Annotated in this window: 19 protein-coding genes; 13 read left to right on the top strand and 6 right to left on the bottom strand. The window is 62.0% G+C overall.

What is annotated here, in order from left to right; translation table 11 throughout:
- The first annotated feature begins 4 nt into the window (after positions 1-4).
- The 8 genes from V5E97_RS11835 to V5E97_RS11800 all read left to right on the top strand — a co-directional run bounded on the left by V5E97_RS11835 (position 5) and on the right by V5E97_RS11800 (position 9,798).
- A complete protein-coding gene (locus tag V5E97_RS11835; protein ID WP_406699526.1) occupies positions 5-466 on the top strand; it encodes a chemotaxis protein CheW in 462 nt (153 codons plus the stop codon).
- The gene (locus tag V5E97_RS11830; RefSeq protein WP_406699525.1) at positions 463-1,752 is read left to right on the top strand and encodes a CheR family methyltransferase; all 1,290 of its coding nucleotides are present in this window, start codon (positions 463-465) and stop codon (positions 1,750-1,752) included. The genes V5E97_RS11835 and V5E97_RS11830 overlap by 4 nt, the downstream gene beginning before the upstream one ends.
- The gene (locus tag V5E97_RS11825; RefSeq protein ID WP_406699524.1) at positions 1,749-2,444 is read left to right on the top strand and encodes a chemotaxis protein CheW; all 696 of its coding nucleotides are present in this window, start codon (positions 1,749-1,751) and stop codon (positions 2,442-2,444) included. Before V5E97_RS11830 ends, V5E97_RS11825 begins: the two co-directional genes overlap by 4 nt.
- Positions 2,441-5,788 (top strand): Hpt domain-containing protein, encoded by a 3,348-nt coding sequence (locus tag V5E97_RS11820; protein ID WP_406699523.1) that lies wholly within the window; start codon positions 2,441-2,443, stop codon positions 5,786-5,788. The genes V5E97_RS11825 and V5E97_RS11820 overlap by 4 nt, the downstream gene beginning before the upstream one ends.
- Positions 5,785-6,807 (top strand): chemotaxis-specific protein-glutamate methyltransferase CheB, encoded by a 1,023-nt coding sequence (cheB, locus tag V5E97_RS11815; RefSeq protein WP_406699522.1) that lies wholly within the window; start codon positions 5,785-5,787, stop codon positions 6,805-6,807. The genes V5E97_RS11820 and cheB overlap by 4 nt, the downstream gene beginning before the upstream one ends.
- A gap of 60 nt (positions 6,808-6,867) precedes the next feature.
- Positions 6,868-8,067 carry a SpoIIE family protein phosphatase gene (locus V5E97_RS11810; protein WP_406699521.1) on the top strand — a complete coding sequence of 400 codons (1,200 nt, stop codon included), beginning with the start codon at positions 6,868-6,870 and terminating at the stop codon, positions 8,065-8,067.
- A 57-nt stretch (positions 8,068-8,124) separates the two neighbouring features.
- On the top strand, positions 8,125-8,469 hold the full coding sequence (locus V5E97_RS11805; RefSeq protein WP_406699520.1) for a hypothetical protein: 345 nt from the start codon (positions 8,125-8,127) through the stop codon (positions 8,467-8,469).
- 765 nt (positions 8,470-9,234) lie between these two features.
- Positions 9,235-9,798, top strand: a complete 564-nt coding sequence (locus tag V5E97_RS11800; RefSeq protein ID WP_406699519.1) for a GNAT family N-acetyltransferase — start codon at positions 9,235-9,237, stop codon at positions 9,796-9,798.
- A 199-nt stretch (positions 9,799-9,997) separates the two neighbouring features.
- On the opposite strand, the gene V5E97_RS11795 is transcribed toward V5E97_RS11800, so the two are convergent.
- Positions 9,998-11,446: a hypothetical protein gene (locus V5E97_RS11795; protein ID WP_406699518.1), complete on the bottom strand. Its 1,449-nt coding sequence runs from the start codon at positions 11,444-11,446 to the stop codon at positions 9,998-10,000.
- Positions 11,447-12,014: 568 nt separating this feature from the next.
- Here V5E97_RS11795 and V5E97_RS11790 point away from each other — a divergent pair.
- Entirely contained in the window at positions 12,015-12,653 is a 639-nt protein-coding gene (locus V5E97_RS11790; protein WP_406699517.1) for a hypothetical protein, read from the top strand.
- Positions 12,654-13,039: 386 nt separating this feature from the next.
- Here V5E97_RS11790 and thrC read toward each other — a convergent pair whose 3' ends face one another.
- The gene (gene thrC, locus V5E97_RS11785) at positions 13,040-14,491 is read right to left on the bottom strand and encodes a threonine synthase (protein WP_406699516.1); all 1,452 of its coding nucleotides are present in this window, start codon (positions 14,489-14,491) and stop codon (positions 13,040-13,042) included.
- Positions 14,492-14,983: 492 nt separating this feature from the next.
- Here thrC and V5E97_RS11780 point away from each other — a divergent pair, with 492 nt between their 5' ends.
- The gene (locus tag V5E97_RS11780; RefSeq protein ID WP_406699515.1) at positions 14,984-15,238 is read left to right on the top strand and encodes an ArsR/SmtB family transcription factor; all 255 of its coding nucleotides are present in this window, start codon (positions 14,984-14,986) and stop codon (positions 15,236-15,238) included.
- 129 nt (positions 15,239-15,367) lie between these two features.
- Here the strand turns inward: V5E97_RS11780 and V5E97_RS11775 are convergent, their stop codons facing one another.
- Together V5E97_RS11775 and V5E97_RS11770 are read right to left on the bottom strand one after the other, a co-directional pair.
- Positions 15,368-15,847 (bottom strand): BON domain-containing protein, encoded by a 480-nt coding sequence (locus V5E97_RS11775; RefSeq protein ID WP_406699514.1) that lies wholly within the window; start codon positions 15,845-15,847, stop codon positions 15,368-15,370.
- A gap of 119 nt (positions 15,848-15,966) precedes the next feature.
- The gene (locus V5E97_RS11770; RefSeq protein WP_406699513.1) at positions 15,967-16,824 is read right to left on the bottom strand and encodes a sugar phosphate isomerase/epimerase family protein; all 858 of its coding nucleotides are present in this window, start codon (positions 16,822-16,824) and stop codon (positions 15,967-15,969) included.
- A 286-nt stretch (positions 16,825-17,110) separates the two neighbouring features.
- Here V5E97_RS11770 and V5E97_RS11765 point away from each other — a divergent pair, with 286 nt between their 5' ends.
- Together V5E97_RS11765 and V5E97_RS11760 are read left to right on the top strand one after the other, a co-directional pair.
- Complete coding sequence (locus tag V5E97_RS11765) at positions 17,111-17,482, top strand: HNH endonuclease (protein WP_406699512.1); 372 nt, start codon at positions 17,111-17,113, stop codon at positions 17,480-17,482.
- Positions 17,483-17,576: 94 nt separating this feature from the next.
- Positions 17,577-18,317: a hypothetical protein gene (locus V5E97_RS11760; RefSeq protein ID WP_406699511.1), complete on the top strand. Its 741-nt coding sequence runs from the start codon at positions 17,577-17,579 to the stop codon at positions 18,315-18,317.
- 71 nt (positions 18,318-18,388) lie between these two features.
- Here the strand turns inward: V5E97_RS11760 and V5E97_RS11755 are convergent, their stop codons facing one another.
- Positions 18,389-19,450 (bottom strand): YHS domain-containing protein, encoded by a 1,062-nt coding sequence (locus tag V5E97_RS11755; RefSeq protein ID WP_406699510.1) that lies wholly within the window; start codon positions 19,448-19,450, stop codon positions 18,389-18,391.
- A gap of 544 nt (positions 19,451-19,994) precedes the next feature.
- Between V5E97_RS11755 and V5E97_RS11750 the strand changes: the two genes are divergently transcribed.
- Positions 19,995-21,023, top strand: a complete 1,029-nt coding sequence (locus tag V5E97_RS11750; protein WP_406699509.1) for a DUF1559 family PulG-like putative transporter — start codon at positions 19,995-19,997, stop codon at positions 21,021-21,023.
- Between the two features lie 258 nt (positions 21,024-21,281).
- Here V5E97_RS11750 and V5E97_RS11745 read toward each other — a convergent pair whose 3' ends face one another.
- Positions 21,282-22,202 carry a leucine-rich repeat domain-containing protein gene (locus tag V5E97_RS11745; protein ID WP_406699508.1) on the bottom strand — a complete coding sequence of 307 codons (921 nt, stop codon included), beginning with the start codon at positions 22,200-22,202 and terminating at the stop codon, positions 21,282-21,284.
- Between the last annotated feature and the right edge of the window lie 408 nt (positions 22,203-22,610).

Raw genomic sequence — 22,610 nt, 5'->3', positions numbered from 1 at the left:
TCTTATGCTACTCTTGACGTTCCGGGTTTCTCACGACCTGTACGCCGTGGCCGCCGAGCGCGTCGTCGAAGTCGTGCCGAGAATTGAGCTTCGGTCGATCCCTCATGCCCCGGAAGCGTTGGCCGGACTGTTCAACTACCGCGGGAAGGCCGTTCCCGTGATCGACCTCGGAATTCTCCTCGGTTCCACCGCCTGCCTCGAGCGACTCCATACTCGTGTCATCCTGGTCGATGAACCGGGCAGTCATGGCGAACGGCTGATCGGCCTGGTCGCCGAAAACGTGAGTGACGTCATGGTGGTCAAGGATGACCAGGTCGTCCTGGCTGCCATGAACCTGGAGCAGGCCCCCTATCTTGGGACCGTCGTGCGGACAGACATGGGACTCGTCCAGGTCATCTCGGTCGATAAGGTCTTGCCGAAGTCGCTCCGTGAAGGAATCTTCGGCCTTCCTGCGGAGGCCCAATGAGCGGGACGCGGAGCATCGATGAACTGCTGACCGAGCGAATTGGACTCGACCCCGAATCGGTCGGATCCAGCCTGGTCAGTCGCGGGCTCGAGGCAAGGATGTCCGCACTCGGCCTGAGCGATGCGAAAGAATATGAGCGTCATCTGATCCGCTCGGGCGAGGAGTTCCAGGCCTTGATTGAAGAGGTCGTCGTCCCCGAGAGCTGGTTCTTCCGGGACGACCGCCCGTTCACGTACCTCCAGGACCACGTCCGCTCCACATGGCTGGCCGAACCTGATCGCCCGCCGCTCCGCGTTCTGAGCCTCCCCTGTGCGGCCGGGGAAGAGCCCTACTCCATCGCCATGGCGCTACGAGACGCCGGCCTGCCATCGACCCGATTCCGCGTCGACGCCGTGGATGTGAGCGCTCGCTCGCTGGCGCGGGCACGCCTGGCGATCTATGGTCGAAACGCGTTCCGCGGAGCGGATCTTGCGTTTCGCTCCCGCCATTTCAAGGAACAGAACGGCCGCTTCGAGCTCGACGCCTCGGTGCGGAACGCGGTCCGCTTGATCCAGGGAAATCTCCTCGATCCGGGACTGCTCGCGAACGAGCCGGCCTATGACATCGTCTTTTGTCGCAATCTCCTGATCTATTTTACGGACGAAGCACGCACGCAAGCGTGGACAAATCTACTTCGGCTGCTGGCGGGTTCGGGTCTGCTTTTCTTGGGGCATGCCGATCGCCTCGATCTCGCGGGAGCTCGGCTCTGCCCTGTGGGAGACAAAGGAACCTTCGCCTACCGGCGGGCTCCGGCGAGCCTGCCCTCGCCGGTCCGTTGGAAATCCATCGAGCCTCCCTCGCGAACGGAACCGGCGCGACCGATAACACGCCTCAACACTTCCGAGGCCAATCGCAGTCGCCTTCAGGCCTCCGAAATCCGGCCGACGAGCCAGGCAGCACCCACTCCGGCCATCGTCAAGAGTTCGGCCCCATCGCCGCTCCTGGACCAGGCTGCCGAGCGGGCCGACCAGGGCCGGTACGACGAGGCGGCCGCTCTCTGCGAACAGGCGATGCGTGAATCCGGACCAACGGCCCGGGCCTACTTCCTCCTCGGAATGGTCCGCCAGGCCGCCGGCGACCGAAGCGCGGCTGAGTCCTCGTTTCAAAAAGCGGTCTATCTCGATGCCCAGCACGACGAAGCGTTGCTGGCCCTGGCCCTGCTCGCCCAGCGACGCGGCGATGAGACTTCGGCGATCGGCTATCGTCGTCGGGCGGAACGTGCACTCGCACGGAAAGGGGTCCAATGAACCTCAGCCTGCCCATCGCACAAACGGTCGACGATTGCTGGAACCGGATCGGTGTTGCCGGTGATCGGACCTGCCCCGAGCTCGAGACGCACATTCACTGTCGAAACTGCCCGGTCTTCTCTTCGGCCGCGCGAAGTTTCTTCGATCGACCCGCCCCATCCGGGTACCTGGCCGAATGGACGAAAATCCTCGCCGAACCGACGACGCAAACCAGCACCGACGATGTCAGCCTCTTGATCTTCCGGCTCCATGGCGAATGGTTGGCGCTCGGGACGAGGGCCGTCGCGGAAGTGACCAGCCCCCGCCCAGTCCACCGAATCCCCCATCGCTCGAATGGCGTCATCGATGGGCTGGTGAACCTCCGCGGCCAGTTGCAAATCTGTATCTCGCTTCATGAGTTGCTGGGGGTTGATCCCCTCCCCGAGGACGCCAAGACCCGAGCCCAGGAAGGCCGAGCGGGCAACCAACCGAGGCTCATCGTCATCCAGAAGGATTCCGAGACCTGGGCCTTCCCGGCCGACGAGGTTCCCGGAATCCATCGCCTCCCTCGCGGAGGACTACGCAACGTCCCCGCGACCCTGGCCAACCCGTCCACCAGCTTCAGCCAGGCCTTGTTCACCTGGCACGGCCATAGTATTGGCTATCTCGACGATCAACGCGTCTTCGCGGCGCTACGGAGCCTGGGGAAGTGAGCGACGACCTCAGCGGCTTCTCAATGATGGAGCTGTTCCGCACCGAAGCGGACAGCCAGACGGCCATCCTCTCTGAAGGACTCCTCGCCGTCGAAACTTCCGACGGCTCATCGGCCGTCTTCGAACCTCTCATGCGCGCCGCACACTCCCTCAAAGGGGCCGCGCGGATCGTCGGCGTCAACGCTGCCGTGCGGGTCGCCCATGCCATGGAGGACTGCCTCGTCGCGGCCCAGCATGGCAAAATCAAGATCCTTCCTCATCACATCGACATCCTCCTCCGCGCCGTCGACCTCCTCAGCCAGACGGCCCTCGTCCCCGAAGATCAGCTCAATGAGTGGGAAACAGCCCATGAAGAGACGATCGCAGGGATGGAAGCCGACCTGACCTCGATCCTGACCGGCGAGGCTCCCCCGCCCCCTACGCCTGCTCCTCCAGTCGCCGAGCCAAAGGTCGCGCCGGCCCCGCTCCTCGAACCACTCGCAACAAAGCCAAAAGCGGCGAGCGACGACCTCAGCGGCTTCTCGATGATAGAGCTGTTCCGCACCGAAGCGGACAGCCAGACGGCCATCCTCTCCGAAGGACTCCTCGCCGTCGAAACCTCCGACGGCTCATCGGCCGTCTTCGAACCTCTCATGCGCGCCGCACACTCCCTCAAAGGGGCCGCGCGGATCGTCGGCGTCAACGCTGCCGTGCGGGTCGCCCATGCCATGGAGGACTGCCTCGTCGCGGCCCAGCATGGCAAAATCAAGATCCTTCCTCATCACATCGACATCCTCCTCCGCGCCGTCGACCTCCTCAGCCAGACGGCCCTCGTCCCCGAAGATCAGCTCAATGAATGGGAAACGGCCCATGAAGAGACGATCGCAGGGATGGAAGCCGACCTGACCTCGATCCTGACCGGCGAGGCTCCCCCGACCCCTACGCCTGCTCCTCCAGTCGCCGAGCCAAAGGTCGAGCCGGCCCCGCTCCTCGAACCACTCGCAACAAAGCCAAAAGCGGCGAGCGACGACCTCAGCGGCTTCTCGATGATAGAGCTGTTCCGCACCGAAGCGGACAGCCAGACGGCCATCCTCTCCGAAGGACTCCTCGCCGTCGAAACTTCCGACGGCTCATCGGCCGTCTTCGAACCTCTCATGCGCGCCGCTCACTCCCTCAAAGGGGCCGCGCGAATCGTCGGCGTCAACGCCGCCGTGCGGGTCGCCCATGCCATGGAGGACTGCCTCGTCGCGGCCCAGCATGGCAAAATCAAGATCCTTCCTCATCACATCGACATCCTCCTCCGCGCCGTCGACCTCCTCAGCCAGACGGCCCTCGTCCCCGAAGATCAACTCAATGAATGGGAAACGGCCCATGAAGAGACGATCGCAGGGATGGAAGCCGACCTGAACTCGATCCTGACCGGGAAAGCCGCCGCAGGTCCGATCGCCCCCGAGGCGCCAACTCCCGTGGTGGCCGCGTCTCAAACTGCTGCCCCCTCGGTCCAAACTTCGAAGCCTCCGGCGGCTCCCACAAAAAGCGTCTCTTCCTCAAAGCCGAAGTCCGAGTCTCCCGTGAAGGTGGAGCGAACACCTCTCGCTGCGCCGGAACAGGCGGAACGTGTCGTCCGCGTGACCGCGGAGAGCCTGACTCGACTGATGGGTCTGGCGGGGGAATCGCTGGTCCAGACGCGTCAGCTTCGTCCGTTCGTCACGTCCCTGCTGACGCTCAAGGGCCGTCAGACCGCCCTGCTGGAGACGATCCAGTCGCTCGAAGACCGGCGCGAATCGGGACGGGGCCTGGATCCGGCCGTGCTCGCCGAGGTTCTGGCGAAGGCCAAGTTGCAGGCGAACGAGTGCCTCCAGGGGCTCGGCAAGAAGATGGAGGAGTTCGAGGAAATCGCGAGACGGAGCGAGGATCTTTCAGGCAGGCTCCACCACGAAGTCCTCACCAGCCGAATGCGGCCGATGGCGGACGGCGTGCGCGGGTTCCCCCGGATGGTCCGTGACGTGGCCAGGCAACTGGGAAAGTCGGTCCGGTTCGAGGTTCTCGGCGAGACCACGGGGGTCGACCGCGACATCCTCGACAAGCTCGAGGCCCCGCTCAATCACTTGATCCGCAACGCACTGGATCACGCCATCGAGTTCCCCGACCAACGGTTGGCCGCCGGCAAGGACCAGGTGGGCACGATCCGGATGGAAGCCCGACACCGCGCCGGGATGCTCCAAATCACCCTCACCGACGACGGCCAGGGCATCGATCCCGAGCGACTGCGCCTCAAAGTGGTCGAGCGCGGACTCGTCGGCGCCCGGATGGCCGAGCAACTGACCGAGCCGGAATTGCTCGAATTCCTCTTCCTCCCCGGCTTCTCGACCAAGGACGCCGTGACCGAACTTTCCGGGCGTGGCGTCGGCCTCGACGTCGTGCAAAACATGGTCAAGGCGGTCGGCGGAATCGTTCGCGTCAGTTCACAGGTCGGCAAGGGGACCCGCTTCTCCCTTCAGTTGCCGATCACGATGTCGGTCATCCGCGCCCTCCTGGTGCAGATCGCCGGCGAGCCTTATGCGTTCCCGCTCAATCGGATCGACCGGATCTTGCGGGTTCCCAGATCCGAGGTTCAAATCCTTGAGGGACGCCAACATTTCGCGATGGACGACCAACCGGTCGGTCTGGTCGAAGCCACGCAGGTGCTGAATTTTCCCCCGGTGGAAACGGCCAACGACTTTCTCTCCGTGGTGGTCGCCAGCGACCGAAGCCATCGGTTTGGAGTGGTGGTCGACGAGTTCCTCGGCGAGCGTGACCTGGAAGTTCGCCCCCTCGACGCGCGGCTGGGACGAGTTCCCAACATCAACAGTGCCTCTGTGCTCGAGGATGGCTGGCCGGTCCTGCTCATCGACGTCGAGGACATGGTCCGCTCGATCGACAACCTGCTCGGGGGCCGCCGGCTCAACCGAGTGGCCGAAGCCGCGGAGCAATCCTTGAGGCGCGGACCGAAGCGCATCCTCGTCGTCGACGACTCGATCACCGTCCGCGAACTGGAGCGGCAACTCCTGGAGAGCCGAGGTTACGTCGTGGATGTCGCCGTCGATGGCGTTGATGGCTGGAACACCGTCCGTGGGGGAGACTATCATCTAGTGATCAGCGACGTGGACATGCCCCGGATGGATGGGATCCAACTTGTCCAGCACATCAAGTCAGACGCTCGACTCAAGGGGATACCCGTCGTGATCGTCTCCTACAAAGATCGCGAGGAAGACCGAATGCGCGGCCTGGACGCCGGAGCCAACTGTTACCTGACCAAGAGCAGCTTTCACGACCGGACGTTCCTTGACACGGTGGTCGACCTGGTCGGCGAGGCCTTGGAATGAGGATCGGGATCGTCAACGATCTGGGCATGGCCCGCGAAGCGCTTCGGCGTGCCGTGCTTTCCGTGCCGGGACATCAGGTCGTCTGGATGGCTGGCGACGGGTCCGAGGCGATCGAAAAAGCCCGGCTCGACCTCCCCGACCTGATCCTGATGGACCTGGTCATGCCCGGGATCGACGGCGTCGAGGCGACCCGCCGGATCATGGCCGAGACCCCCTGCCCGATCCTCGTCGTTACGGCGACGGTCAGCGGCCACATGGGCCGGGTCTTCGACGCCATGGGTCATGGGGCTCTCGACACCGTCGACACCCCCACGCTCGGCCCGCGCGGAGAGGTTGCGGGCGCGACCCCGCTGATCGAGAAGATCGCCATCATCGCCAAATTGATCGGCAAGTCGGGGGAGTTCGGCTCCTCGGCCGACATCCCGATCCAGCCGTTGCCCTGGAACGGCCCGCTCATCCTCATCGGCTCGTCCACGGGAGGCCCCAATGCCCTGGCCCAGATCCTTGCCGACCTCCCGGTGCAGAGAGACGCCTGCACGATCATCGTTCAGCATGTGGACTCGGCCTTCGCCCCTGGGCTTGCGACCTGGCTCGGTGAAAAGACCGGCCGGCGTGTCGATTTGATCCAGCCGGGCGACCGCCCCGGCAAGGGGCAAATTCTTCTGGCCGCGACCAACGACCACCTCACCATGGACTCGAGTCATCGGCTCCGTTACACCCCCGAGCCGATCGCCCTCAGCTACCGGCCCTCCGTCGACGTCTTCTTCAATTGCGTGGCCACCCACTGGCCCAGGCCGGGGATCGCGGCCGTCCTGACCGGCATGGGACGTGACGGGGCCAAGGGCTTGCTGAAACTCCGCCAAGCCAAGTGGTTCACCATCGCGCAAGATCAAGCCACCAGCATCGTCTGGGGCATGCCTCGCGCAGCCGCTGAGGTGGGTGCCGCCATCGAGGTTCTTCCGATCGAACGCATCGGCAAAGGCATCGTCGAACACCTGCGCCGCTCACAAACTTCATGAACCGTCCGACCAGACCCTCCAAAAAATCAACGAATTCTTATTTTTACCGAAGGGCATCGCGTGGAACCCGGCCTGACGCAACACCAGATCACGGTCCTCTTGATCGACGACCAACCTATGATCGGCGAGGCCGTGCGACGAATGCTCGCCAGCGAGCAGGACATCGTCTTCCACTACTGTAAGGATGCGACCCGAGCCGTCGAGGAAGCGATCAAGGTCTCGCCCACCGTGATCCTTCAGGACCTGGTCATGCCGGAAATCGATGGCCTGACGCTCGTCAAGAAGTTCCGTGAAACCGAGGCGACCCGCGAGACGCCCATGATCGTGCTTTCTACCAAGGAAGAGCCAACGATCAAGGCCGAGGCGTTCGCACTCGGGGCCAACGACTACATCGTCAAGCTACCGGACCGCCTGGAGTTGCTAGCCCGGATCCGCTACCACTCCAAGGGCTATATCAACCTGCTCCAGCGCAATGAGGCCTATAAAGCGCTTCAGGAGAGCCAGCGGGTCATGGCCAAGGATGTGGCCGAAGCTGCCAAGTATGTGCAATCGCTCCTCCCGGAGAAGCTCAAAAAAGGGGTGATTCGGGCCGACTGGCGCTTCATCCCGTCCGCCGACCTGGGAGGTGACACGTTCGGTTACGACTGGCTCGACGACGAGCACTTCGCCTTCTATCTGCTCGACGTCAGCGGCCACGGCGTCGGTGCGGCCCTGCTCTCCGTCTCCGCCTTGAACGCCCTGCGTTCGCAGTCACTCCCGCAGACCGACTTCCGCAACCCGGGACAGGTTCTCACCGCGCTCAACCGCGCCTTCCAGATGGACCAGCAAAACGGCCTCTTCTTCACCATCTGGTACGGGATCTATCACAAGTCGACCCGCCAGATCGAATACGCCGGCGGCGGCCACCCGGCGGCCTTGCTCCGCACCGGCCCCACGGTCGAAGAAGCCAAGCTCCTCATGCTCGAGTCAGACGGCCCGATGGTGGGCGCGGTCCCCGACCTCGAATATCGAACCTCAAGCTGCCAGGTTGAAGCCTTCGGCATGCTCTCGCTCTACAGCGACGGCGTCTTCGAGGTCGAACGCTCCGACGGTTCCACCTGGCCCTATACCGACTTCATTAAATTCATGGGCGAAGCGCCCCTGACGGGCGAGCAGACCAGCATGGATCGGCTGATCGAGTACACCAAGGTCCTCGGCGGCTCGGACGAGTACATGGACGACTTCTCAATCGCCGAGTTGCAGTTCTTGCCGTCGGCGTGAGCCATGCGGCTTCGAACTCGCAATCCACCGAATCGCGGGCAACGCCGAGTGATCGCGATGGAAGAATCCCCAGAGCTCGAAGCCGCAACCCAAGCCGAGTATTCGCATCGGGACAAATTGATGACAGCCTCGGTGAAATGGGCGCCGCTCTTTCACCGAATTCACGGGATGAGCGTGATCGTCATCCCTGATTTTTCCCAATATATCGACCTGCCGTGGCATCGCGTCCTGATCCTCAAGATCATCATGCTCACGGTCAAAGACCGAGGGTCACAAATCTTGTTCGAGCCCTGCCGATCGAAAGACCCGGGGGATGAATCGGCGATCGACTTGAAGATAACGTATGAAGTCGACGGCAAGTCCTATGATCTTGTCCTCCTCCAGGCGAGATCTGGCCCTTGATGGTTCAAGAATTCGAAGCAATCGCCGGCCTGATTTCGTTCCGTCATCGCCTTGCGGCCTGGCTCCACAAGTTGGCGCATCGGATTGACGGACAGCCACTTCCACATCGAGAGGGGCACTTTCACTTACACGTCGGCGACGAGACAACGAAGGTCGAACTGGTCGCATGGCCCTCCGCCCTGGGCGAGCACATCGAGTTGACGATGCCCCCAGCTTCTGCGAGCCTTTCCCATCGAGTCCAGACAGAGATGCTTCAGCTCATCGAAACATCGGAATTGCGCAAACATAAAAACGACACGCCTCCGAAAATTCTGTAGCTTCCTTCCGGAGACTGTTGCCACGTTACCGGGGCTCTTCGTCAGCCCAAAGACAGGAGCTCACGCTCCCGCTCGCCTTTGGAAGGCGAGCGAGATCAACGCGATCGTGGTGCCATGGATTTCGCTCGCCTCTTAAAGGCGAGCGGGAGCGTGAGCTCCTGTTTTGGGCTTCGCATGGGCTGGCCCGTTTGGCACCGTGGTAATTGCGGGTTCTCGAGCGACCGGATCAGGCCCAAGTTCCGAATCCTTTCCCATCAACGCGATCGAGCCAGCACCAAGACGACCAGCAGCCTCATCACACAAAACCATATCAATATTTCATATTATATTGTGTCGGAAGTTCAACATAGATCGACGAGCGAAACGGCTTGGACGACATCAGCACGAACGCCCCCCATTGCGGCACGCTCGACGAAGGCCAACCCGCTCAATCAAGAGGGATTCTACGATGGATCTGGTGATTAAAGCACCTGACGAGCTGACCGTCGGGGATGCTCGCAAACTCGATGATTCGTACCTGGTGGAGTCCGAGCTGAGAGTCTTCGCCGAGGATGGCGTCATCCATTATGAGGTTGTCCCGGTCACTCCGTACGTGAAATCTTATGCCGACGACGGTGTGTCCGACTACCACCGACATGGCCCCGACGAGGCGGTTTTCCTCGCCTTTCTCGACGGCACGGTCGTGGGGCGGATCGTCTTGTCAGAGGGGTGGAACCGCTACGCCTGGATCGAAGACATCACAGTGGACGCACGCTGTCGACGGGCGGGAATCGGTCGGGCATTGATGGATCGCGCAATCGCCTGGGCGACTGAGCGAGGGTTGCCTGGGATCAGGCTCGAAACGCAAAGCAACAACGTCCCAGCTTGCATCTTTTACGAGAAATATGGGTTTGAACTCGGGGGATTCGACCGACACCTTTATCGGGGTCTGGACGAAGCAACCACGGAGATCGCCCTCTTCTGGTATCTTCCGATCCGAGCGATGTCATCGGACACAGAAGACTTCGAGTGACCTCTCGAATGGGGACGCAAGGTCAACTGAACAGGCAAGGCAGGCTCCTCTTCCTCATAGGCGACTCGCTCCCTGGAGGCTGGCCCGAGTGAGGTAGGAACCCGGGTGACGGTGTTCGCCGAGAGTCTCACCCGGATCGTATGGGACTCACCGTCGATCTCAGCGTCACGACCGTGACGGTCTTGCCCCAGGAACTTGGTCAGCGATCGGCCTCCAGGAGTTTTCGGTCCTCGTCCCCCCATCGATCGAGCACCCAGCGGGCGATGCGACGGAGTTCCCGCTCCCCGTCCGATTTCGGCTCCTGATAGCGTGCCTCGACCGCGTGAATCCGATCCAATGCCGCCCGATACTCACGACGCTTCGCGGGCGTCATCGTCCCGTCAGCCTTCATGGCCCGCACACGCTCCGGGCAGGTCAGGGGCGACGGCTGGCACCACGTCCGCTCTGCGGCGAAGACGGACTGAAGCTCCAGGAGGTCATCGACCGCTTGCGGAGTCGATGTGCCCCCGAAGACCTCTCGGCCAAGGATTTCCCTGTATCGCTCAATCTCCAGATCGGGATTGCGGCTGAACTCCCGGTAGGCGATCCGGTTGACTCGCATCAGCAACTCGTCATAGGGCGGATCGCCAGGGTCCAGCCAGCCGAACCCCAGGGGGACCTGACGCCGCCCCTTGAGCCACGACTGCCCCTCCTCGGCCACGGTGGCGACGAACGTGAACGCCTCCAACGAGGGGACATACCCGGTCATTTCCTCCCGCCTCGCACGCTGGGCATTGGCCCGGATCTCTTCCGGTCCCCTCCGGGCAGGTGAGTCGTCCCACCACAGGCGTCCCTTGGCCCGCCTGATCAGGGACGGCTCAGGGTGGGCGCTGTGCGGGGTGAAGATCAGGGTCCACCGCGAGTCGAAGGGGAGCCTCGCCGCGTTGACGCCGAGGCCAGGCACAACGGCCCCGCTGAAGTAATGCGGGTAGACCATGACCGTCGCCTCGGGCTTCCTCGCCCAGACCTCCTCCGAGATCTGCCGCACGAACGCGAACTCCTTCTCGAAGAAGCGCTCGCCGCAGTCCTTGCAGTGGCAGACGGCGTAGTCGGACGACTCGATCATCAGGCCGTCGGCATTCGAGTAGCGGGCGGTCATCTCCCGCACGTACTCCAGCATGAACCGTTGCGACTCGGGCCTCGAGGGGCAGAGGTTATAGCCCCAGCAGCCGATGCCGAAGGGGGCCACCGGCTTGCCATCCTTGCCGATCGCCTTGAGTTCGGGGTGCTCCAGCGGGTACTGGTTCACTCCGTCGTAGCCGAACGGCGTGAAGCCGAGCTGCACCTTGATCCCCTTTGTGTGGGCGTGATCGATCAATTCACGCACGAAATCGTGCCGGATGTTCTCGTGCTCGGCGTTGTACTTCCAGGTGACCGGGTATTTCTCGCTGCGGAACGCCCCGGCGACCCAGAGCAGAAGCGTGTTGCCGCCGTCGTCGTGGATGCCGTCCACAATGCGCTTCCAGTCGGCGAGGTCGTAGGTCGGCATCCTCATAAATGTGATGTAGTAACCCCGTTGAGCGAAGGGGCCGTCATCACGACGCTCGTCCTCGGCGGGAGTGGGCAGCGTCAGCAACGTCACGGCGACCAACATCGGGAACATCGACATCACGACCTCAACATGTCAGCCAGAGTGAACAGAAAGGGGCTCCACGGCCACGCCCCGCACATCGTAGCAGGCCGAAGCTCTCAGAGCGACGGGGCTCGACGATCAGGGTGTCTGGCATGGAATGGGCGACAGGAATAAGCTGGCCGTGATCCATTGTTGAGCCATCATCCCAAGGATTGGGAATGGCTCGGTTCCAGGACACTGTCGCCACGCTACCCGGTTTTCCGCCCGGGTCCATTGCCACGGAGTCAAACGAGCCAGCCCATGCAAAGGCCCAAAGACAGGGAACTCACGCTCCCCGCTCGCCTTCCAGGCGAGCGAAATCCAGGGAACCACGATCGGCGTCGTCCCTTGGGTGTTAGTCTTCGCTCGCCTTCCAAAGGTGAGCAGTAAGCACGAAACCGCAATCATGATAGCGTAGATAGAGACTCTTGACGCTGCCCCCAAAGGGGGGACTGGTGATGCAGAGTCCAATCAGAGATGCTGCAACTCATCGAGGTTTCAAAACCAAATTCGATTGCGGACCGCGCCGCTCCGAAAATCGACGACGAGCATAAAAACCGCCACCATGAAAGAATCGATTGCATCCATCTGCATTATTCTGAACCAATCCACGAAATCATCGCCCCTCTATCGCGACGTCGACGGAACCAGTGTGATCGACATCATCGGCAACTCCAATTATCAGAAACTATACGGGCATCTTAAACTTATTTACCTTGTGCTCATGTCCACAGTCAAGGATCGCGGAACGGCAATCCAATTCGAGCCGTACCATGGGGAAAGCGGAGGTAAATCCGGTACTTTTCTGAGAATGTTCACTGAGATCGATGGCAAGCTCTGGGAACTCGACCCTCCACCCCCCTGGCCTGTCTGGCGATCCATGGTCCGCGAATTCGAGGCGATGACCAGCCTCGCCTCGTTCCGCCATCGCCTGGCGGCCTGGATCCACCGCCTGGCGAGCCAGATCGATGGGCAACCTCGCCCGCGCCGAGAGGGACGGTTCCTCTTGCGGGCCGACGATGAGACGATCGCGGTCAAACTCGTCGCCTGGCCTTCGGATCAGGGCGAGCGAATTTTCCTGACTCTCGACCCAATTTCAGCCACTCTCTCCGAACGAGTGAGACTCGAGATGAAACGTCTCGACCTGCTCGTTGAAGCGGAAACAAGTGACGGCCGACGAGACGACACTGTAGACTCTGCTTGAGAAATGACCGAAGGGGCAGGACGCAAAGCGTTTTACTGTCGAACCGATTCTTTCCTATGCAATGCGGACTGCCCAGATCCAACTTCTCAAACAGAGCCAGCTCAAGGCCACAAGCATCTTAATAGGTCCGATGCCGAAGTCTTCGTCCTCGCACGACAGGCCGGTGATCCGCACACTCGACGAACGAGAGGTGATTCGCAAGCGTCCAGGCATCTACCCCGATTGCCCGCTGAGCGTCCGTAGTGAGCGCGGAGCCACGGCTCAGCTCGAGATCCTTGGCCGAATCTCGAGCGATCTCCCCTTGCGTCGCACACGGCGAAGGAAAGGCAGGTGCTCATCGATTCAGCGGCGTATGAAAACCGCTGATCGTTCAGCGGTCTCCTCGGTCACTTCCCCGCTTCGCCGGCCGGCCCTGAGTCGGAGTAAAGCGCGATCGTCCGGATGATATCGTCGAGGTCGTTGGGAACCACGACCGGCCGATTCGCAAACCCGGCGCGATGGACGCCTCGGCTGCCGAGCACCTTCTCGAAGTTCTCTTGGTCGGTGCCGTGATAGGCGACCGTCGCCGTCGGATCCTTGAGCTGGTGGCCGGTGAGGATGCAGACAACCCGGTCGGACGGGGCGATGATCCCCTCTTCGCGGAGCTTCTTCGCCCCCGCCACGCTCGCCGCACTGGCCGGTTCGCACCCAAGGCCTCCCGAGCCGACCCGCGCCTTGGCGTCCATGATCTCCTGGTCGCTCACCTGGCGGACGACCCCCTGGCAGAAGTCGAGCGCCCGGAGGCACTTTTTAAGGTTGACCGGGCGATTGATCTCGATGGCCGAGGCAATCGTCGACGCCTTCAAGTGCTTGGCGTCGAGCTCGTCATAATAGGTCTGGCTCGCCGCCATATCAGGGAGGCCATTGCACCAGGCCAGGTTGTGCTCGCTGACCAGGTACTCCAGGGTCCTGGCCCCCGCCGCGTTGATCACGGCCAGACGCGGGACGCGATCGATCAGGCCCAGGTGCTTCAGCTCGATGAACGCCTTGCCGAAGGCGCTCGAATTGCCCAGGTTGCCTCCCGGGACGACGATCCAGTCGGGAACTTCCCAGCCGAGCCCCTCGAGGACCCGGTACATGATCGTCTTCTGACCCTCGAGGCGGAACGGATTGACCGAATTCATCAAGTAGATACCCAGCCGGTCGGAAACCTGGCGGACGCGATGCATCGCGTCGTCGAAGTCACCGACAATCTGGATGGTCAATGCACCATGGTCGAGGGCCTGCGCGAGCTTGCCGTAGGCAATCTTTCCCGAGCCGATGAAGATGATCGCCTTGAAACCGAAGTCGGTGGCCGAGCAATAGACCGCCAGGGCCGCCGAGGTATTGCCCGTCGAGGCACAGGCCACGCGCCGCGCACCAACCATCCGAGCATGGGTGAAGGCGGCGGTCATGCCATTGTCTTTGAAGCTTCCGGACGGGTTCATCCCCTCATACTGAAGCTTCAAGTTACCGGCCGTCATCCCGACGTACTGGGCGACCTTGTCGGCCGTCTGGAGCAGGGTCTGCCCCTCACCAACGGTCACCACCATCTCGCGAGGAGCAAACGGGAGCAACTCGCGGAACCGCCAAACTCCCGAGAAGTTGAGCGGGTCGAGCCGGGTCGACCACTTGGCTTCGAACTCGTTCAGCCGGCTCGGGACCGGGAGCCGATCCCAATCGTAAACGACGTCCAGCAAGTCGCCGCACGAGGGGCAGGCGAAAATCGTCTGGTCAACCGCATATGTCGCCCGGCAAGCCGGGTTGATGCACTGTTGATAAGCCAGGTCGGTCTGCGTCATGGTGGTGAGCACGGACATCAGACGGAACTCTCAGCGCAAGAAGAACGCCGCCCGGCCCGGCCCAGCCCCGGCGGCGGCGACCGTAACGGGAAACTGTCCCCAATTCAATCCGCCTACTCTAACGGCTGACTCGCCCATGCGGCAAGCGTAAATCCACAACCCCCAGCCCGATTGACACGCCATCGAATCCCATCCCACCACAAACAGAATCCGCCGGCACTCTCAACAATTTATTCTGATTCATACAAACAAGAAACCCTGCGAATTCTCACAGGGAAGGGGTTGACGTCATCAGGCATGTTCCTAAATATACCCGAGGCTGTGACCATAGCCCCACGGACCGGGGCTTCACGCGAGCGCAGACTGGCCCATCCCCACAAAACTCGCTCGAGTCTTGAACGTCACCAATGGCTTAAGGAGTTTTATGCCCCCCACTTCGCCCAAGGTTTCCGCAGCTCCGAAAACGTCAAAAGCCCCCGCTTCCCGCGGCCTTCCGCCAAGATCAGGCGTGTGGCGGACTTGCTCAAGCAGGCCTCCGACCCCACACGGCTGCAAGTATTGATGCTTTTGAACGAGCAAGACCGGAATGTCTCCGAGCTTTGCGCCGAGTTGGGCACGCAGAGCCAGCCAGCGGTCAGCCACCATCTGGCCCTGCTCCGGCACGGTCGCCTGATTGAGCCGAAACGCCGGGGGAAGCAGAACATTTATGGTCTGACCGAGGGCGGTCGCGAACTCGTCGATGTGGTCAATTCGGTCATTGGCTAGGCGGCGAACCGTCCCAGGACGGGTCGCAACGGGCCAACGGACCGGGCCGCCATCCCGTTGCGAGGAGTGGCGGCCCTTGGTGGCAAGCCCTAACCAATTTCATTTCCGGAATGCCAAGGTGCCCCGATATCAGGGCTTGGCGGGAATCACACGGGCCGGCACGGTCCCCGTCGCGGTGGTCAACACCACAAGCTGATCGATGACCTTGGTCACTCCGACAGTGTCCTGGGTCAGTTGGACCGCCTTGACGCGGGCCACGGAGTCCTCCACCGATCCGGTCAAGACCGCAACGCCACCCTTCTGGACGTCGATCTCGACCTTGGAATTCACGAGCGCCTTGTCCCAGTGCAGGCGACCGTAAACTCGGGCCGCCACGCTCATATTGTGGACTCCGGCACGAGCCTTCTCGTACTGGTCGCGAATCGCATCGCCCGCGGAGCTCACACCTTTCTTGAGGCTCTGGACGGCGCTATCCACCTTCTCTCCCACCCTCTCACCCACGGGCGGGGTCGGCTTTTCCCCCGTGGCCGGCACCTGTGCAAGACAGGTTGAGGCAGCCAGAACACAGCCTACGAACGGAATAGCCAGACTCCATTGCTTGAGCGACATGGAAACTCTCCTCAGTAGATTGCCGACCGAAACTTTGAGGATTTCTCCTCAGCGACATCAGGAATCCTAGTGCAAATCATGGGCCATCGAATGCCCCATTGAGACAAGCGATGTCCTGATCATCCAGCCAGGCATTCGCGGAGCAAAGCCAGGCCCTGGGCAACGTCGCGAATTCGCCCGCTCTGGTCGCCCACTTCACGCTCGACGACGAGGGGGCCGGTATAGCCCACCGCCTTCAACGTCTTGATGAATCGGGGGATGTCGACTTCGCCCTGGCCCAAGGGCACTTCCTCGCCCCATTGGCCGCGGACCTTGGGCCGCCGGGCATCCTTGACGTGGACGCTGCGGATGTCCGGGCCGAGGATTTCGACGGCCTGGATCGGATCGCCCATGTCGTAGAGAAGCATGTTGGCGGGGTCGAAATTGACCTTGAGGTTAGGCGCCTTCAGGTCGTCCAGAGTGCGCCGCAAAAGCGAGGCGGTCTCCTGTCCGGTCTCAAACGCGAGCGTAATCCCCTTCTCGGCCGCGAGCTGGCCGGCCTGGCTCAAGGTGTCGAGCATCGCCGAGCGGCCCGGATCATCGACCTCGGGTAAGAAGCCGGCGTGGAGCATCAGGTCGGTCAGCCCCAGCTCCAGCGTGCGATCGAGCGCCCATCGGAGCCGTTCCAGCCGGGCCTGACGATCGGCCGGATTGCCGAAACCACCGGTCTCCTTGATGGTCTGCGGCGTGGTGTAATCTTCGCCGGGGAACCCGAGCATCGCACCAGTCATCACGATCCCCGAGGCTTTCGCCGCCTCGGGCATGGCGTCTCCCTCATCCCAGTTGGCATGGTGGGGGTCGCCGCAAGCCAACTGGGCCACGTTGACACCCAGATCGCCGAGTAATTTTTTCAACTCGGCGATGCTCTTTACCTGCAAGCTCCAACTGCAAACCCCCAGCGACAGGGGAGGAAACGCGGGCTGAGACGATGGCGACACGGCGGCACCTTTCGGGCTCGAGGGCGATCGATCTGGGGCCTCGCCGTCGACGGTTCCGGCGAGGCAGGCCCGATCATAGCCCGAAGTTCCCGCCGCTGGCGAATCAAATTTTGGAGACCGCGAGCGGCGCTCTTCCTAGAATGAACCGCCTGATTTCTCGTGTGATAAAGTCCGCTCTCACGACGGGTCAAACCGACTGTCCGCCGGAAGAATTCCCTCGTTTCCCAATTCAAATCGGCCCACAGACAGGGGCTCGAATCAAAAAAAAGGGAGCGACCGCCAATCGATGACGACCGCCGAGAAGATCGTACGGGTGGCCGAGACCGACACTTCCTTCGCGCGGAGAGGGGCGAACTGGGTCGGCAAGTGCTTGATCTGCAACGGCCCAATTGCCTTCGACGCCGCAACCGGCGAAGGGGCGACGCTTGAGCATATTCGTGCCCGGGCCCGAGGCGGTACCGAGGAACCGGAAAACCTCGGCGTGGTCCATGGCCGTTGCAACTGGGAGAAAGGGCGGCGATGGGACCCCAAACGGCGCCGACCTGACACGGAGTATGACGCGTTCATCACGCGGCTCCTCGAACGGCGTCGACAGCGCTGGCGCGAGGTTCCTCCCTCGTCTTCGCCACCATCAACCGAACGCGGGCCGGATCGATAAGCGAGCCAGTCGTCGTCTGTCGGCGACCGGCAGGCTATGATGTCCGCGTTGGTCTTTTTTTTCCACGAACGAGCCCCGACTTCGGAGTTGTCGCATGCCCTCGCAGCCTCCGCCCAAGGGACCGAAACGGCCTTCCACCACGACTGCTCCGGCTCCAGTACCAGCTCCGGCGCCGTCGACCGCTCGTCGGGCTACCGCCGCCGTACCGCTCCCCTCGATCCCGTCGATCACTCCGTCCGTGTCAGGTTCGGGGGATCTGGGCCTGGGCGTGGCCGTTGAGGGGGGGAGTGGCGGAACCGTCACCGCGCGTCGAGCGGGGGGACTCCGCGACCTGTCGCTGCAGGTCGACCCCGACGTCATTGGGATCAAAGGCGCTCTGCAGCACCTGGCCAAGGCCGTCAACATCGCCTTCCAGACCGACTACGGCGAAAACTTCCTCGAGTCGGTCTACCAGGCCGCACTCGTCCGCAATGGCGAGATCCAGATCGTCCACAAGGATTACTTCGGGTTTCGCGACTCCTGGTTCGGCCAGTTCGGCAAGCTGATTCGTTCGATGCAGTTGACGTTAGATGGTCCCGACCCCGCTTCTCCCGAGGGCCAGAAACGGATCGCCGAGAAGGGCCCGTCGACGATTCGAGGCCTCCTCAACCTGCTCGGCCGGAAGCTCGACCTCGTGGCCGAGTACGAGGACCGGGTCCCCACCTACGTCGAGCAGATGTTCGACCGCCTCGAAGCCTCGGGGATCATTGATGGGTGGGACCGGGATGACTGGGAGATCCGCACTACCCGGGTCGGACTCGACATCCGGATTGCCCCGCGAACCGTCGAAGGCTGAGGCCGCTCTCCGCACAAGTTCCGCGTTCTCCCAGCCTTCGGCCCGCGTCAATGTTGGTGAGAGACCTCCGCTCAGTCTCCCGCCAACGCCTTGATCCGCTCCGCGGCGGTCTTCGCCTCGGGTGTCCCGGCGTAGTCTTTCACAAGTTCGCGATAATACTGCAACGCCGCCTTCGTCTTCCCCGACTTTTCGAGGTTCTGAGCCAGGCGAAGTTGCGACGCCGCCTTCGAGACTTTCGGGGTGGGCTTCGACGGAGCCGGCTTGTCGTCGGCGGATTTGTCCTTGGCCGCGGCTCCCGCCGATTTTTCGGAGACCTTGCTCTTCCCCTTCTTGGGTTGGATCTCATCGTCCAGGCCATCGAAGGAACCATCGTCCCGACCGACCTTGGACGCGGGCTTGGTGGAGGTCTTGCTCCCACCCGGCGAGGTCATGAGGGACGCCTTTTTGACGTATTTCTCCGGGTCCTCGTTAAATTCGTCACGGCAACCGGAGCAACAGATCGGGTAGGACTTGCCCTGGTAGGTCACCGACATCGTGGAGGCTCCGCCGGTGAGGATGCACTTGGGCAGGTCGGCGGATTCTCCCCCCGCGGCGAACGAAACCCCCGCCTTCGTCAGCCCCACCTCGATCACCTTCGCGTACTGCGGAGCGCCTGTCTCTTGATGCTCGAAGTCCATCGTGTAGCGAATCAGATTCGTGTTGGGGCGAATCGTGATGCGATCCTTCCCCTGGCCCGCCGAGCCGACGCGGCCAAGCACCAAGGCGCGGCCCGCCTTATCCATGGCCCCGACAAACACGATCGCCTTCCCTTCCGGATCGGTCCCTTCGAGGCGATATTGCTTGGCGTCGTCCACATAACTGAGCTGGGCCTTGGCCAGCGACTTGTCGCCGGTGAATTCCAGGCTCATGCCGACAGGCTGGCCCTTGGAGAACCTCCAGGCCCACATGTGAGTTTCCGACCAGCCCTTCAGTCGATTCGCGAACGGGACCGCTGTGCCTTTCCAACTCCCGATCATGTGCTCGAACGGCACAAAAGGCGCAGGAATTTCGCGTTCTGGCGAGTCCGCCGCCACCGCCCACAACCCGCCGAGCACGAGACCGACCGCACCGATCAGAAATGGCAATGGCTTCATCGTTCGCCCCCAGGCCGACACAGTTCCCATCCGGATCCGCAAGTACCCCCGATCATTCACTATAGTCGCAAGTCGATTGAATGACAGCAGTCGTGCATCGACGAAGAGCCGCGCACCGGCCCGGCCAAATCTCGATGGGGTTAGCGCAAGTCTGAGGAATACAAGGAAGGGGACTCGACGACATTTGCGATTCTCGCCTTTGAGCGGGATTGGTTTCTTGGGAGGAGGAGTCCCGGAACCGGACGTTCAACGGGATTAGGATTGCAGCGTTTGACACCCCACGGTTTCAAAAACGCGGCTCTCCTTTTCGGAGGAAGTTGGAGTTTGGGGCCGTGGTGAAAAATTCGCCACCCAAGGACAATCGTTGGCCCTGAATTCCCCTAACACGATCTCCCCCAAACACCATAAGCTGTTTCATACAGAGGTTTTGAGTCTGGGCGATAGCAACGGCACTTCGATTGCATTGGTAGGGGGAGCCGGTGGTCGACGACGACCATGCGTACATGGCATGTCCCGACCTTCCTCCCACCAGGTCCCCGCCCCAATGAAACGCAACGGTTTCACCCTGATCGAACTCCTCGTCGTCATCGCGATCATCGCCGTCCTGATCGCCCTGTTGTTGCCCGCAGTCCAGGCCGCGCGCGAAGCTGCCCGGCGGATGCAATGCGTGAATAACCTGAAGCAACTCGGCCTGGCGCTGCACAATTACGAACAGGCGGCCAGTGCCTTGCCTCCAGCACTGGTGATCGCCGGGAGTGGAACGACGGTCACCTGGACGAACAGCTTCGGGGCCTATTCCCGCCTGCTGCCCTACATCGAAGGGGGGAACACTTACAACGCGGCCAACTTCATGGTCGACATGCAGACCCCGCCCAACGACACGGTCGTCCGCCAGGTGATCTCGGTCTTCATCTGCCCGAGCGAGACGCAGCCCGTGGCGCGGGCCCTCGCCGCGGGGGGCCAATACGGGATCGCCAATTACGGCTTCTTCGAGGGAGACTGGTTTGTCTGGGGTGGGATCGGGAGCACCAGCAAGAATCGCGGCACGTTCGGTGTGAACCAAAGCCGCTCGTTCGCGGAATTCACCGATGGCCTGAGCAACACCCTCTTCATGTCCGAGGGGAAGGGTTATCTCACCTACTTCAGGGACTGCTCTTCGTTCACCGCGACCAATATGAACGCCCCCCCGCCCCCCGATGCGGACCCGGCCACAGTCGCTCCCGAGTACAACGGCTCCGGCGGCTGTGCGGTCCGCGAAGCTGAGGGACGGACCCAGTGGTTCGAGTCGGGCGTGCACCACAACGGGATGACCACCGCCTGGCCGCCGAACAAGGCGACCCCTGGCAAATCCGGGGGAAAGACATACCCCGACGTCGATATCAATAGCAGCCGCGAGAAGCTCGGCAGGCCGTCGTTCGCCGCTGTCACCGCCCGAAGTTACCATTCCGGCGGCGTGAACGCACTGCTCGGCGACGGTTCGGTCCGCTTCGTCAAGAGCACGATCAATGGCTGGACATGGCGAGCCCTGGGTACGGTTGGAGGCGGCGAGGTCATCAGCGCCGATTCCTTCTGATACGGGCTCAAGGCCACTCAAAGCACAAAGCCAATCCGTTCCGACCGTGAATCATGGCGGCTTCCGCCGTTGTTATGCCTCCCCTGGGTTACCCGTTGAACAAGGCAAGCATCGGCCTGGCAAACCATGAGAGGCACGGTCTCACCTATCAGAATGAATGCCTATGTAGTCGCTAATGTGGGCACAGACGCGTCGGGTCGACAGCCAAGCTGTCGACTCAATTCCCAGGTCGTGGCCCACGGCAAAGCCGCGGTGTCTCTATTGATTGCGGACGATCTGAACCCTCGGCAGAGCCCACTTCAATTCACCGACCCCGTCATCGGTGAGATTGGTGTTGTTGATGTAAAGGGACCCGAGCCAGTTTAACTCTTCAAGGTGGACCAGGCCTCGATCGCTGACCCGGGTGTTGTCGAGGGACAGCGTTTGAAGACCGGTCAGCCCCATGAGGTGGGTCAAGCCTCGATCGCTGACCCGGGTGTTGTCGAGGGACAGAGAGCGAAGGCCGGTCAGCCCCTTGAGGTGGGTCAAGCCTCGATCATCAATCCGGGTGTGGGCAAGGGACAGCGAGTCGAGGCTGGTCAGCCCTTTGAGGTGGACCAGGCCTCGATCATCAATCCGGGTGTAGGCAAGGGACAGTGAGTCGAGGCCGGTCAGCCCTTTGAGGTGGATCAGGCCGTCCTCGGTCACCTGGGTATTGTCGAGTCTCAGCGTCCTCAGCCGACGGAGACGCCCGATATGAGCCATCAACGCGTCGTCGGTCTTCGACCTGTCACTCGTTCTCCGCTCCACGAGCCTCGCATACACAACATTACCGAAATAATCGATTCCGATGCGGTCGACCACCCATTTCAGCCAAGTGTGGTCGCCGATCTTCCCATCGTAGAGTTGCAGCGGACTCCACGAACTCAGGTAGGGATTAGAGGTTGCGTTTCGCCAGTCGATGTCGTAGATGACGCTGCCGTTCACGCTCCTGATCGCGGCGACCGCATCACGCTGGTCTCGGGCGGTTCGTACGATCCAACCGAACCCGGTCCCGATGGCCAGCACGAGAATCATCAGCACTCGCAACGAGAGGCGGGTCCGGCACAGTCGCCGACCGACCAAGCCGACAGGCCGGAGCAGAATCCGAGCGAGTGGGTCGAGTGTCGGGAATTGTCGGTCAATCGCGGAGGGCTGCATCGCGACTCCTCACTCCAGCGTCCGTCACGCCTCGCTCCGACCCCAGGCGTTCCATTTCCCAGTCGACTCGAGTGTCGAAGCGAAGAATAGTTCCTACAGTAAAGCATCTTCAAACCTTCCAAACGCTACAAATTCATCCCGTCTTTGCATAGGTTTCAGTCAGCTTCGTTGAAGTGCGAATCCGAGGCCGTCATGCGAACCTCAATGTTATGGCCGCGTAAAGCCCCCTCCGAATGAGCCAGTGTGTGCGGGTCGTGTGGTACACGCTGGTCACTACGGTGATCCTCCAGGCCTCGTGAACTCGCACGTAATCGCGTACGCGGAGAACTGTCACCGGTTGCGTCGAACGCCACGGGGGAAGGATCCGAGCGGTGGAATAGTTACCACTCCGCTCGGAGGACTTTCAGC

This window comes from Singulisphaera photorubra (assembly GCF_045290345.1).
Lineage (GTDB): Bacteria > Planctomycetota > Planctomycetia > Isosphaerales > Isosphaeraceae > Singulisphaera.
Note: the sequence above shows the minus strand (reverse complement) of the source record. Positions and strands in the feature narration are given on the sequence as shown.

Excerpts from the sequence above, each read along its gene's own strand:
- V5E97_RS11835 (WP_406699526.1), top strand. The coding sequence starts at position 5 with ATGCTACTCTTGACGTTCCGGGTTTCTCACGACCTGTACGCCGTGGCC.
- V5E97_RS11830 (WP_406699525.1), top strand. The coding sequence starts at position 463 with ATGAGCGGGACGCGGAGCATCGATGAACTGCTGACCGAGCGAATTGGA.
- V5E97_RS11825 (WP_406699524.1), top strand. The coding sequence starts at position 1,749 with ATGAACCTCAGCCTGCCCATCGCACAAACGGTCGACGATTGCTGGAAC.
- cheB (WP_406699522.1), top strand. The coding sequence starts at position 5,785 with ATGAGGATCGGGATCGTCAACGATCTGGGCATGGCCCGCGAAGCGCTT.
- V5E97_RS11805 (WP_406699520.1), top strand. The coding sequence starts at position 8,125 with ATGGAAGAATCCCCAGAGCTCGAAGCCGCAACCCAAGCCGAGTATTCG.
- V5E97_RS11800 (WP_406699519.1), top strand. The coding sequence starts at position 9,235 with ATGGATCTGGTGATTAAAGCACCTGACGAGCTGACCGTCGGGGATGCT.
- V5E97_RS11795 (WP_406699518.1), bottom strand. The coding sequence starts at position 11,446 with ATGTCGATGTTCCCGATGTTGGTCGCCGTGACGTTGCTGACGCTGCCC.
- V5E97_RS11790 (WP_406699517.1), top strand. The coding sequence starts at position 12,015 with ATGAAAGAATCGATTGCATCCATCTGCATTATTCTGAACCAATCCACG.
- thrC (WP_406699516.1), bottom strand. The coding sequence starts at position 14,491 with ATGTCCGTGCTCACCACCATGACGCAGACCGACCTGGCTTATCAACAG.
- V5E97_RS11775 (WP_406699514.1), bottom strand. The coding sequence starts at position 15,847 with ATGTCGCTCAAGCAATGGAGTCTGGCTATTCCGTTCGTAGGCTGTGTT.
- V5E97_RS11765 (WP_406699512.1), top strand. The coding sequence starts at position 17,111 with ATGACGACCGCCGAGAAGATCGTACGGGTGGCCGAGACCGACACTTCC.
- V5E97_RS11760 (WP_406699511.1), top strand. The coding sequence starts at position 17,577 with ATGCCCTCGCAGCCTCCGCCCAAGGGACCGAAACGGCCTTCCACCACG.
- V5E97_RS11755 (WP_406699510.1), bottom strand. The coding sequence starts at position 19,450 with ATGAAGCCATTGCCATTTCTGATCGGTGCGGTCGGTCTCGTGCTCGGC.
- V5E97_RS11750 (WP_406699509.1), top strand. The coding sequence starts at position 19,995 with ATGAAACGCAACGGTTTCACCCTGATCGAACTCCTCGTCGTCATCGCG.
- V5E97_RS11745 (WP_406699508.1), bottom strand. The coding sequence starts at position 22,202 with ATGCAGCCCTCCGCGATTGACCGACAATTCCCGACACTCGACCCACTC.